This window comes from Limnohabitans sp. INBF002 (assembly GCF_027924905.1).
Taxonomy (GTDB): domain Bacteria; phylum Pseudomonadota; class Gammaproteobacteria; order Burkholderiales; family Burkholderiaceae_C; genus Limnohabitans.
On record NZ_AP027055.1, the window covers coordinates 340,632 to 352,491 of the forward strand.

Sequence of the window (11,860 nt, forward strand, 5' to 3'; positions counted from 1 at the left end):
AAAACACCATGACAACACAACTCTTAGAAGACTTGGCGCTGGCCAACCACATCCTGGTCAACGAAGGCGTGCTGGATGGCTTTGGCCACATCAGCGTGCGTCACCCCAATAACCCCGAGCGCTTCTTCATTGCGCGCAGCATGGCACCGGCTTTGGTCGAAGCGCAAGACATTGTGGAAGTTGATTTAGACGGCAACGTGCACGACCCGCAAGGTCGCCGCACCTATGTCGAGCGCTTCATTCACAGCGCCATCTACAAAGCCCGCCCTGATGTGATGTCTGTCGTGCACAGCCACTCGCCAGCTGTGATTCCATTTGGTGTCACAGGTGCGCGGCTGCGCCCAATTTGTCACATGAGTGGTTTCTTGGGCGCGGTGACGCCTGTGTACGACATTCGCCACAGCGCGGGTGAGAGCACAGATTTGTTGATCAGCAACCAAGCCCTGGGCGAATCCCTGGCCGCTGCCTTGGGTCAATCGAATGTGGCGCTCATGCGGGGGCACGGCAGCGTGACGGTGGGTAACGCCATCAAACAGGCCGTGTTTCGTGCCATCTATACCGAGAGCAATGCGCGTTTGCAAAGCGAAGCATCGCGTTTGGGTGAGATCAATTTCCTCACAGAAGCTGAAGCGAAAGCCACGTCGGACATGAATGATTTGCACCTCGACCGTCCCTGGGAAATGTGGAAACGCAACGCACTAAAAAGGGGCTAGCAATTTAACCCTACGTATTTTTGCCTAGGGCTTTCCCGAGGGTAACTGTCTCTAGAATGTAAAGTTCAAATTCATTACTTCAATTGGAGCTTCACATGAAAAAGCAGTTCGTTACCCTGGCTGTTGCCGCCCTGTTGGCTGGCACCGCATTCGCGCAAGCCAATGACACCCTCGCCAAAGTCAAAGCCGCAGGATCCATCACCATGGGCGTGCGTGACTCTTCAGGCGCGTTGTCTTACACCTTGGGTGATGGCAAGTATGTGGGCTACCACGTTGAGATTTGCCAACGCATCATCGCCAACGTCGAAAAGGCAGCTGGCAAAAAACTCGAAGTGAAGTACACGCCCGTGACTTCACAAAACCGTATTCCTTTGGTTGAGAACGGCACCGTGGACATCGAGTGCGGTTCGACCACCAACAACGAAGCTCGCCAAAAGCAAGTGGCGTTCGCATTCACCACCTACGTGGAAGAAGTGCGCATCGCAGTGCGCGCCAACTCTGGCATCACTTCGATCGCTCAGTTGAACGGCAAGAACGTGGCCACCACCACCGGTACCACCTCTGTGCAACTGTTGCGTAAGAACGAGCGCGCGACTGGCGTTGACTTCAAAGAAGTGTTCGGCAAAGACCACGCAGACAGCTTCTTGTTGCTCGAATCTGGCCGCGCTGATGCGTTCGTGATGGACGGCCAAATTTTGGCTGGCAACATCGCCAACTCCAAAGCCCCAGCCGATTTCAAAATCGTGGGTGAAGTGTTGAACGTTGAACCCATTGCCATCATGTTCCGCAAGGACGACCCAGCTTTCAAGAAATTGGCTGACGACACCATTGCCGGTTTGGCCAAGTCTGGCGAACTCGCCAAGCTGTACGACAAGTGGTTCACACAAGCGATTCCTCCAAAGAACATCAAGCTCGGCATGCCTGCCAGCGATGCCAACAAGGATGCTTGGAAAAACTTGAACGACAAGCCTGTCGAAGCCTACGCCAAGAAGTAATTTCAAATAATTCGTAGAAGCGCAAGTACATGACACTCGATTGGCAGGTTTTTCTTCAGGACGACGGTGGGGGACGAACCTACCTCGAGTGGATGTTTGACGCCTGGGGCTGGACGCTTTCTGTAGCGGGCAGCGCTTGGGTGGTGGCTATTGCGTCGGGGTGCCTGATGGGCATCTTGCGCACCTTGCCACAAGACACGCGTTTGAATGTTTGGTTAGCAAGATTCGCCAACGCGTGGGTGGAGCTGTTTCGCAACATCCCCGTGTTGGTCCAAATTTTTCTTTGGTACTTTGTGTTGCCCAAGATTTTTCCGGCCATGCAACAAGTGCCGGGGTTTGTGTTGGTGGTGTTGGGCCTAGGCTTCTTCACGTCCTCACGCGTGGCCGAGATGCTGCGCGCTGGTATTCAAGCCATGCCACGCGGCCAGCGCTATGCAGCCATGGCCATGGGCTTTACCACTTGGCAGACCTACCGCTATGTGCTGTTGCCCATTGCGTTTCGCACCATTTGGCCGCCGCTCACCAGCGAGTCGATGAACTTACTCAAAAACTCATCGGTGGCCTTTGCGGTGTCGATTGCCGAACTCACCATGTACGCCATGCAAGTGCAAGAAGAAACCTCGCGCGGCATTGAGGTGTACTTGGCCGTGACGGCGCTGTACACCGTGTCAGCCTTTGCTGTGAACCGTGTGATGGCCTTTGTTGAGCGCCGCATGCAAATCCCTGGCCTTGTGGTTGCAGGGAATGTCGGCGGGGGGCACTGAGCATGAGCGCACTCGATTTTTCTTTTGTCGAATGGGACATCTTCAATAAGTTTGTGTTGAAGGGCATGTTGTTCAGCATTGAGCTGACCATCATCGCCACCGTGGGCGGCATTGTGTTTGGCACCATCCTCGCGCTCATGCGCTTGTCGGGCAACAAAGTGCTGGAACTGCCAGCTGTCATCTACGTGAACGGCATGCGCTCCATCCCCTTGGTGATGGTGATTCTGTGGTTCTTCTTGCTGATTCCGTTTTTGATTGGCCGTTCCATCGGGGCTGAGCTGTCCGCCACGATCACCTTTGTGGCTTTTGAAGCGGCGTACTTCAGCGAAATCATGCGTGCGGGCATTCAGTCCATTCCGCGTGGTCAGGTGATGGCCGGTCAAGCCTTGGGCATGAGCTACAGCCAGAACATGCGCCTGATTGTTTTGCCGCAAGCCTTTCGCAACATGATTCCTGTGTTGCTCACGCAAACCATCATCTTGTTCCAAGACACCTCGCTGGTCTACGCCATCGGTGCGTATGACTTGCTCAAGGGCTTCGTCACCGCAGGCAAGATTTATGGCCGCGTGGAAGAGGTGTACATCTTGGCCGCCTTGGTGTACTTCGTGATTTGTTTTGGCCTCTCGGCCCTCGTGCGTCGCTTGCAAGCGCGCATTGCCATCATTCGTTAAGCGTCGCGAAGAATGCGCGTTCAATATTCGAGCTGGAGTTCATCGTGATTGAATTAAAAAATGTTTCCAAGTGGTACGGCCCCGTTCAGGTACTGAACAACTGTTCCACCAGTATTAAAAAAGGTGAGGTGGTGGTGGTTTGCGGCCCCTCAGGCTCGGGCAAATCCACCCTCATCAAAACCATCAATGCCTTGGAACCTTTCCAAGAAGGCGAGATTTTTGTAGACGGCATCGCCGTGCATGGCAAAGACACCAACCTGCCCAAACTGCGCAGCCGCGTGGGCATGGTGTTCCAGCACTTTGAGCTGTTTCCCCATTTGTCGGTGACCGAGAACCTGACCATTGCGCAGCAAAAGGTCTTGGGTCGCAGCGAAGAAGAAGCCCGCGCACACGGTTTGAAATACTTGGAGCGCGTGGGCCTGATGGCGCACAAAGACAAGTTCCCAGGCCAGCTCTCAGGAGGTCAACAACAACGCGTGGCGATTGCCCGTGCTTTGAGCATGGATCCGATCGTGATGTTGTTTGATGAACCCACCTCTGCTCTTGACCCCGAGATGGTGGGCGAGGTGTTGGACGTGATGGTGGACCTAGCCAACGAAGGCATGACTATGATGTGCGTGACCCACGAAATGGGCTTTGCACGCAAAGTCGGCAGCCGCGTGATCTTCATGGATGTGGGCGGCAAGGTGTTGGAAGATTGTTCGAAGGATGAGTTCTTCAACCACCCAGAAAACCGTCAACCACGGACCAAAGAGTTCTTGAACAAAATCTTGGCGCACTGATACCTAATTGGGGTCAGATCCTAATTAACTCGGCTTTGTCTGTGTTCGAAAGGCGTCTCTTTATGGGGCGCCTTTTTGTTTGCCTTGTTATTTGTGTTCGTGAAGCTTTCACGCCGGAGAGGGTTGCGCGGCTTGGGCACGGCGGCTTCCTCATGCTGGAGTACCAGAAATCGTCAGCCGCCGTACCCAAGCCGCCCAACTGGTGTTGGTTGAAACATTTCAGGCGATTGTTTTTACGTTGGCTTATTGCGTAGGACCGCAAGGGCAGTCATCGTCGAGGCAACTTGTGTGCACCAACAGTCCAAACCAAGCTTTTGTAAGCCGCAGTCTGTGGGTAGAGGGCATGGGCAGGTGACGATTTCTGGTACCCCAGCATGAGGAACCTGCCCATGCCCTCTGCCCACAGCGAGCCCAGAAACAAAAAAGCGACAATCAGGACATGACGCAACAAATCACCATCACAAAACCCGATGACTGGCACCTGCACGTGCGCGATGGCGCTGCACTCAACACCGTGGTGCCCCACACCGCCGCCGAATTTGGCCGCGCCATCATCATGCCCAACCTCAAGCCTCCCGTCACCACGGCAGCGCAAGCGCTTGAGTACAAACAGCGCATCTTGGCCGCTGTGCCGCAAGGTGTCAGCTTCGAGCCTCTGATGACGCTCTACCTCACCGACAACTTGCCCGCCGACGAAATCGCCCGCGCCAAAGATGCAGGCGTGGTCGCCGCCAAGCTCTACCCCGCAGGCGCCACCACCAACAGCGATGCCGGTGTGACGGACATGCGCAAGACCTACAAAACACTCGAAGCCATGCAAAAGGCGGGCATGTTGTTGTTGGTGCACGGTGAAGTCACCAGCCCCGACATCGACTTGTTTGACCGCGAAGCCGTGTTCATCGACACCCAGCTCATTCCGCTGCGCAAAGACTTTCCCGAACTCAAAATCGTGTTCGAGCACATCACCACCGCCGAAGCTGCGCAATACGTGGCCGCAAGCGACAAGTACACCGGCGCCACCATCACCGCGCACCACTTGCTGTACAACCGCAACGCCATCTTCACCGGCGGCATTCGCCCACACTATTACTGCTTGCCCGTGTTGAAGCGCGAGACACATCGCCAAGCTTTGGTGAAAGCGGCCACCAGTGGCTCACCCAAATTCTTCTTGGGCACCGACAGCGCGCCACACCCTGCTCAGCTCAAAGAACACGCCACAGGTTGTGCCGGTTGCTACACCGCCCACGCGGCCATGCCCATGTACGCTGAAGCGTTTGACAACGCGGGCGCGCTCGACAAACTCGAAGGCTTTGCCAGCTTCCACGGCGCAGACTTTTACGGTTTGCCACGCAACACTGGCACGCTCACGCTGCGTAAAGAAAGCTGGACGCCGCCCGAGAGCTTTGCGTTTGGCGAAGCTGATTTGAAACCTTTGCGCTCTGGCGAGGCCTTGCCTTGGCGCGTGGTTTAAAGAAACCCGCAAACCCCTCAGCCGCAACGCGCACACCCAACACGGCCCGTTGCAGCAATGCAGCTGCTGACGCGAGCCAGCCAGCCGTGTTTGGTGGTGATGTTTTGGCAAGCATTGATTGGTCTCAACCGTGGTTCGCGCCTTGGCGTGAACTCGGTGAGCCCATAGCACACCGAGCGCTACAACAGCAAAACGTGGCCGAAGCACTCAACGCGATATCGAATACAGCCAAGTGTGAGGTCAGCGCTGGTTCGGGTGATATTGCGAGCAAAGCGAGCGTGAGCACGAACAGTGCTGGCCTTGCACTTGGCGATGCCAACGAGGTGAAGTTCGTCCCCCAATCAGCCTTGCCCGAAGGTCAAGCCTACGAAGACTTCATTTTCAAAACCGCGCAAGTCCCCACACGCGATGGCCTGCATGACTTCTTCAACGGCCTGTGTTGGCACCGCTTCCCGCTGGCCAAACGCCGCTTGAATCAGCTGCAAGCCACAGAGATCGACACCCAAGGCATTCGCGCCACGCGCGGTCCCGTGCGCGATGCGCTCACGCTGTTCGATGAAAACGTGGTGCTCATGCACGCGCCCGACGACGTATGGGCTGCCTTGCAAGCGCGCGATTGGCTGAGGCTGTTTGTGGACTTGCGTGAGCAATGGCAGCAGGTACACCTCGTGCTTTTCGGCCACGCCTTGCTGGAGAAACTCGTCACGCCCTACAAGTCCATCACCGGTCATGTGTATCGTGTGGACAGCCACGTCAACCCGCACGATGAAGCTGCGCTGGATGCGTGGCTGGTGCAAGACTTGCAGCCCGCCAAACTCGCCACCAAACCCTACGAGCCTCTGCCAGTTTTGGGCGTGCCAGGCTGGTGGCCTGCCAACCAAGATCGCGCTTATTACGAAGACGTGAACGTCTTTCGCCCTAAGCGAGAGGTGGTTGCGCCGCAGATGAAACTTCTGGCGAAGTAGCTGCCAAAACGCCCACTCTCTTTGCCTAATTTCTGTGTGGATTTTTCATCCACTTCCATTGAATCTGCCGCATTCGCCCCTACCATTTGAAACAGCGGACTTTTTCATTCCCCGCTGAAAAGGAAACCATGAAACGCATTCTTCTGTTCGTCCTCACCAACCTCGCCGTCATGGTGGTGCTGGGGGTCGTCGCCAGTTTGCTCGGCGTCAACCGCTACCTCACGTCCAACGGCTTGAACTTGTCGGCCTTGCTGGGCTTCTCGCTCATTATGGGTTTTGGCGGTGCCATCATTTCGCTCTTGATGAGCAAGCCCATGGCCAAGTGGAGCACGGGCGCGCACGTCATCAACCAACCCTGCAACCAAGACGAAGCTTGGTTGGTCAGCGTGGTGCAACGCTTGTCTGAGCGTGCTGGCATCGCCATGCCCGAAGTGGCCATCTACGAAGGTGAGCCCAATGCCTTTGCCACCGGTGCCTTTAAAAACTCAGCCTTGGTGGCGGTGTCTACCGGTTTGCTGCAAGGCATGACCAAAGAAGAAATTGAAGCCGTGCTGGGCCACGAGATTGCCCACGTCGCGAACGGCGACATGGTCACGCTCACGCTCATCCAAGGCGTGCTCAACACCTTTGTGGTGTTCTTGAGCCGCGTCATCGGCTACTTTGTCGACAACATGCTGCGCAGCAAAGACGACGAATCCACCGGCCCCGGCATGGGCTACTACATCACCAGCTTCGTGCTGGACATCGTGCTGGGCTTTGTGGCCAGCATGATCGTGGCGTGGTTCAGCCGTCACCGCGAATTCCGTGCGGACGAAGGCTCGGCGCAGCTCTTGGGCAACAAGCAACCCATGATCAACGCCTTGGCCCGTTTGAACAGCATGCAAGCCGGCAACTTGCCACCCAGCGTGGCCGCGATGGGCATCACCGGTGGTTTGGGCAAGCTGTTTGCCTCGCATCCGCCGTTGGAAGAGCGCATTGCTGCCTTGCAAAACGCGCCGCGTTGATGGCGTAGGCCACGGTGCTCAGGCATGAAACGGTATTGTTGAGATGAAGTTTTTTCTGTGAATCAACCCGCGTCACCTTGGACGGTCGCCCCAGCGCAAGCTGTGGCGACCGTTGCCATTCAGCCTGCCGCTGAACTCACGCCTGCGCAAAAACGTTTCAACACCTTGCTGGCGCGTGTCTCGCAGTTGTCTGATTCGATTGCGAATTTAGAGGCGTTGTCCACGCAGCACCGCAGCAGTCACTTGACCGCCATGAGCGCTTTGAAAAGCCAAGAAGACGCCGCGCGTAAAAACCTGTTGCTGTTTTTAGATGGCCGCTTGCACAGTGCCGAACTGACCGCCACTCACCGACGCAGTGCCACGCAAATCATTCTTGCGCTATGCGAAGCGCTAGAGCACAAAAACGACGGCCAAGTGCAAGCCGTGTTCAACCAACACCACAGCGAAGAAGACGCCCAAGCCTTGGCCGAAGAGGCGCTTGCAGGTGCCGAACATGCCAAAGCCGTGTTTGAAGATTTGTTTGGCAAGCCCTTGCACGGCGCGGACGATTTGCACACCGCAGAGGCCGTGTTTGAAGCCGGTTTACGCCAATACCGCGAACAGCAACAGCGTTTAGAAGACAAACGCCAAGCCAAGAAGGCCAAGAAAAAACCAGCCGCTCGCCAGCTCAAAGACGCGCAACAAAAGATGGATGCCAACACCGCGCTACGCACCGTGTATCGCCAACTCGCCAGCGCCTTGCACCCCGACCGCGAACCCGATGAGGCCGAGCGCTTGCGTAAGACCGCGCTGATGAGCGAAGTCAACGCGGCGTATGACCGCAAAAACTTGTCGGAACTGCTCAAGCTGCAATTGCAGATTGCACAGATCGACAGCGCAGCGTTGAGCCGCATCGCCGATGACAAACTCAACGCCATGTGCCTGCTGCTCAAAGAGCAAGTGGAAGCATTGGAAGAAGACGAAGCCCAAGCCCAGTTTGAAATTCGCCACTATCTTGGCGTGAACGAACTCGACCACATCAGTGCCGAGAGCTTGGCACGCGCACTCGCCATTCAGTTGCGTGACAAAGAGCATGAGGTGGACATGCTGGAGCGCGACTTGCGCCGCATTCAAAACGAAGCTGAGTTGAAGCGCTGGCTCAAAGAACAAGCGCAGCTGGCCAAGGAAGCGCGGGCTGAGCTGACGGATTTAGACCGGTTGCTCTACCGCTGAAATATTGAAAAAAGGCTCGCATTTGCGAGCCTTTTTGTTGGTCCTAATGAGCACTTGATGGGTTAGACCGGCAAGTAACCTTCCACCGACAAGTAACGCTCGCCCGTGTCGTAGTTAAAGCCCAGCACGGTGGCGCCCGCAGCAATCTCTGGCAGCTTCTGCGCAATCGCAGCCAGCGTCGCACCCGACGAAATGCCGACCAACAAACCTTCTTCTGCCGCACTGCGGCGGCCCATTTCGCGGGCGGCATCGGCTTCGACTTGAATCACGCCATCGAGCAACGTGGTGTCCAGGTTTTTAGGAATGAAGCCCGCGCCAATGCCTTGGATCGGGTGGGGTGCGGGGGCGCCGCCTGAAATGACGGGCGAGGCCGTGGGTTCCACCGCATACACCTTCAGGCGAGGCCATTTGGCTTTGAGCACTTTGGCCGCGCCTGTTAAATGGCCGCCCGTGCCCACGCCGGTGATGAGCACGTCTACGCCTTCGGGGAAGTCCGCGATGATTTCTTGCGCGGTGGTGCGAGTGTGCACGTCGATGTTGGCGGGGTTTTCAAACTGTTGTGGAATCCATGCGCCAGGTGTTTGTGCTGCCAGTTCTTCGGCGCGGGCGATGGCGCCCTTCATGCCTTTTTCGCGGGGTGTCAAATCAAACGTGGCGCCGTAGGCCAGCATCAAGCGGCGGCGTTCGATGCTCATGCTGTCAGGCATGACCAAGATGAGTTTGTAGCCTTTCACAGCGGCCACCATGGCCAAGCCCACGCCTGTGTTGCCCGAGGTGGGCTCGATGATGGTGCCGCCTGCTTTGAGCGCGCCCGACTTTTCTGCTGCTTCCACCATCGCCAAAGCGATGCGGTCTTTGATGGAGCCACCGGGGTTGGTGCGCTCGGACTTGACCCACACCTGATGCGTGTTGCCAAACAAATGGTTGATACGAATGTGTGGCGTGTTACCGATGGTGTCTAAAACGCTGTTGGCTTTCATGGGTTGCTCCTAGAAGAAATGATGTGTCGTGCGACGGCTTCGCCGACTTTAATGCCATCCACGCCCGCCGACAAAATGCCGCCCGCATAACCCGCACCTTCGCCTGCGGGGTAAAGACCTGCTAGGTTGGGGCTTTGCAAGCTGTCGTCTTCGCGTGCGATGCGCAGGGGCGATGAGGTGCGTGTTTCCACACCTGTCATCACTGCGTCGTGCATGTCAAAGCCTTTGATTTTTTTACCGAACACCGGCAGCGCTTCGCGCATGGCGGTGATGGCGTAGTCGGGCAGCGCGCTGTTGAGGCTGACCATCTTCACGCCGGGTTTATAAGACGGCGCCACACTGCCCAAGGCGGTGGAGGCACGGTCGGCCACAAAGTCGCCCACCAGTTGAGCGGGCGCTTCGTAGGTACTGCCGCCCAGTGTGTAGGCGTGGGCTTCGAGTTGGCGTTGCAGCACCAAGCCTGCGAGCGGGTGGTAGCCACCGGGCGCATCGTGTGTGGTGTGGCGCACGGCGTTGCCCAGCTCTTGGCCCAACTCGGCTTCAAAGGCGGCGGGGTCTGTGGGGTAATCGCTGGGGTCAATGCTCACCACGATGCCGGCGTTGGCGTTGCGTTCGGCGCGTGAGTATTGGCTCATGCCGTTGGTCACCACACGGCCTGCTTCGCTGGTGGCGGCCACCACGGTGCCGCCGGGGCACATGCAAAAGCTATACACGGCACGGCCGTTTTCAGCGTGGTGCACCAGCTTGTAGTCGGCTGCGCCCAGCAGCGGGTGGCCCGCGTGTTGGCCCCAACGTGCGCGGTCAATCACGCCTTGCGGGTGCTCAATGCGCACACCCACTGAAAACGGTTTGGCCTCCATCGCCACCGCATGGCGATGCAGCATGGTGAACGTGTCGCGCGAACTGTGGCCCAGCGCCATCACCACGTGGTGGGTGGGTAGGGTGTAGGTCTCGCCCGTGGCGTGGTTGTGAATGCGCAGCGCTCGGATGGCTCTGGACGCATGGCTCGCGGTGTCTTCGTACTCGATATCCACCACGCGTTGCTCAAAGCGCACCTCGCCACCGAGGCGAATGATTTCTTCGCGCAGCCCTTCCACCACCTTCACCAGCTTGAACGTGCCGATGTGCGGGTGCGCGGTGAACAAAATTTCTTCGGGTGCACCAAAGCGCACAAACTCGTTCATCACCTTGCGGCCCAGGTGGCGCGGGTCTTTGATTTGGCTGTACAGCTTGCCGTCCGAAAACGTGCCTGCACCACCTTCGCCAAACTGCACGTTGCTCTCGACGTTCAAAATCTTTTTACGCCACAGGCCCCAAGTGTCTTTGGTGCGTTGACGCACGGTGGTGCCGCGCTCAATCACGATGGGCTTGAAACCCATTTGCGCCAACACCAGCGCCGCAAAAATTCCGCACGGCCCAAAGCCCACCACCACGGGGCGTTCGCCTTGGTTTTTGCCCCAATCACCTGGTGCGTGGGCGGGCGCATGCCACGTCATGTCGGGCGTGGGTTGAATGTGTGAGTTTTTTGCGTACTTCGCCAGCAGTGCAGCCTCTTGCGACGGATCAACCAAGGTGATGTCCACGATGTAGACCACCAGCAAGTTTTGTTTACGGGCGTCAAAGCTGCGTTTGAACACCTCCAGCGTGGCGATGGCGTCTGTCGCCACACCCAAGGCTTCAGCGGCCAAGGTGCGCAACGCATCGAGAGGGTGAGGTGGAAGCTGGCGGTCTGCCTCGGTTTCGGCGGGCGCATCGGCAGCGCGGCGTTCTTCTACAGGCAGGGCAGACAGCGGGAGTTTGAGTTCTGAGAGTCGAATCACAAGCGTGTGGCCCGTGGTGATCGGGCAAGTTATGAATGGAATTGCAAATTATCCGTCGATAATCAGGGTGTGAAGCTCGCTAGGCCGTCGCTGGTGCAATCTGGGAAACCAGGCACTGGAGGAACGTCCGGACTGCGAAGGACAGCGTAAGAGGTAACACCTCTCCACCGTGAGGTGAGGATCAGAGCAACAGAGACGAGCCGATTTAGTTCGGGTGAAACGGGCAATCTCTACGCGCAGCAATACCAAGTAGGCCAGCCCCGAGGGCGCGGTTCGCCGCGTTCCTTGATCTTGTGGTCCGCAGGAATGGTTGGCGGGTAGGTAGCACCGAGCCGAGTGGGCGACCCTCGGCCCAGATTAATGACGGTCACGCGTGGGGCAACCCGCGTGCACAGAATCCGGCGTATCGGCGAGCTTCACACTTTTATTTCCCCCGAGATTTCTCTCGTTCGCTTGGGCTGACGTGCATCTCACTTTGAAAGA

General features: G+C 57.3%; 11 protein-coding genes and 1 other RNA gene. 10 read left to right on the top strand and 2 right to left on the bottom strand.

Going from position 1 to position 11,860, the window contains the following annotated elements; all coding sequences use genetic code 11:
- Positions 1–8 precede the first annotated feature (8 nt).
- The 9 genes from QMG15_RS01780 (at position 9) to QMG15_RS01820 (ending at position 8,577) form a co-directional block, all read left to right on the top strand.
- Positions 9–713 carry a class II aldolase/adducin family protein gene (locus tag QMG15_RS01780; RefSeq protein WP_281789214.1) on the top strand — a complete coding sequence of 235 codons (705 nt, stop codon included), beginning with the start codon at positions 9–11 and terminating at the stop codon, positions 711–713.
- Between the two features lie 95 nt (positions 714–808).
- Positions 809–1,708, top strand: coding sequence for an amino acid ABC transporter substrate-binding protein (locus QMG15_RS01785; RefSeq protein ID WP_281789215.1), 900 nt, complete (start codon positions 809–811; stop codon positions 1,706–1,708).
- Positions 1,709–1,737: 29 nt separating this feature from the next.
- Entirely contained in the window at positions 1,738–2,472 is a 735-nt protein-coding gene (locus QMG15_RS01790; protein ID WP_281789216.1) for an amino acid ABC transporter permease, read from the top strand.
- 2 nt (positions 2,473–2,474) lie between these two features.
- Positions 2,475–3,143 carry an amino acid ABC transporter permease gene (locus QMG15_RS01795; protein WP_199220219.1) on the top strand — a complete coding sequence of 223 codons (669 nt, stop codon included), beginning with the start codon at positions 2,475–2,477 and terminating at the stop codon, positions 3,141–3,143.
- Positions 3,144–3,187: 44 nt separating this feature from the next.
- Positions 3,188–3,925: an amino acid ABC transporter ATP-binding protein gene (locus QMG15_RS01800; RefSeq protein WP_281789217.1), complete on the top strand. Its 738-nt coding sequence runs from the start codon at positions 3,188–3,190 to the stop codon at positions 3,923–3,925.
- Between the two features lie 439 nt (positions 3,926–4,364).
- The gene (gene pyrC, locus QMG15_RS01805; RefSeq protein WP_281789218.1) at positions 4,365–5,396 is read left to right on the top strand and encodes a dihydroorotase; all 1,032 of its coding nucleotides are present in this window, start codon (positions 4,365–4,367) and stop codon (positions 5,394–5,396) included.
- Positions 5,381–6,361, top strand: coding sequence for a DUF3025 domain-containing protein (locus QMG15_RS01810; RefSeq protein WP_348773321.1), 981 nt, complete (start codon positions 5,381–5,383; stop codon positions 6,359–6,361). Before pyrC ends, QMG15_RS01810 begins: the two co-directional genes overlap by 16 nt.
- Positions 6,362–6,489: 128 nt before the next feature.
- A complete protein-coding gene (htpX, locus tag QMG15_RS01815; RefSeq protein ID WP_281789219.1) occupies positions 6,490–7,365 on the top strand; it encodes a protease HtpX in 876 nt (291 codons plus the stop codon).
- 57 nt (positions 7,366–7,422) lie between these two features.
- Positions 7,423–8,577, top strand: coding sequence for a hypothetical protein (locus tag QMG15_RS01820; protein ID WP_281789220.1), 1,155 nt, complete (start codon positions 7,423–7,425; stop codon positions 8,575–8,577).
- Positions 8,578–8,639: 62 nt separating this feature from the next.
- On the opposite strand, the gene cysK is transcribed toward QMG15_RS01820, so the two are convergent.
- Together cysK and QMG15_RS01830 are read right to left on the bottom strand one after the other, a co-directional pair.
- Complete coding sequence (cysK, locus tag QMG15_RS01825) at positions 8,640–9,557, bottom strand: cysteine synthase A (protein ID WP_281789221.1); 918 nt, start codon at positions 9,555–9,557, stop codon at positions 8,640–8,642.
- Positions 9,554–11,377, bottom strand: a complete 1,824-nt coding sequence (locus tag QMG15_RS01830) for an FAD-dependent protein (protein ID WP_281789222.1) — start codon at positions 11,375–11,377, stop codon at positions 9,554–9,556. Before QMG15_RS01830 ends, cysK begins: the two co-directional genes overlap by 4 nt.
- Positions 11,378–11,448: 71 nt before the next feature.
- Here QMG15_RS01830 and rnpB point away from each other — a divergent pair.
- An RNA gene (gene rnpB / locus QMG15_RS01835) (RNase P RNA component class A) lies at positions 11,449–11,799 on the top strand.
- The last annotated feature ends 61 nt before the right edge of the window (positions 11,800–11,860 follow it).

Coding starts and splice junctions, on each gene's coding strand:
- QMG15_RS01780 (WP_281789214.1), top strand. CDS start 9: ATGACAACACAACTCTTAGAAGACTTGGCGCTGGCCAACCACATCCTG.
- QMG15_RS01785 (WP_281789215.1), top strand. CDS start 809: ATGAAAAAGCAGTTCGTTACCCTGGCTGTTGCCGCCCTGTTGGCTGGC.
- QMG15_RS01790 (WP_281789216.1), top strand. CDS start 1,738: ATGACACTCGATTGGCAGGTTTTTCTTCAGGACGACGGTGGGGGACGA.
- QMG15_RS01795 (WP_199220219.1), top strand. CDS start 2,475: ATGAGCGCACTCGATTTTTCTTTTGTCGAATGGGACATCTTCAATAAG.
- pyrC (WP_281789218.1), top strand. CDS start 4,365: ATGACGCAACAAATCACCATCACAAAACCCGATGACTGGCACCTGCAC.
- htpX (WP_281789219.1), top strand. CDS start 6,490: ATGAAACGCATTCTTCTGTTCGTCCTCACCAACCTCGCCGTCATGGTG.
- cysK (WP_281789221.1), bottom strand. CDS start 9,557: ATGAAAGCCAACAGCGTTTTAGACACCATCGGTAACACGCCACACATT.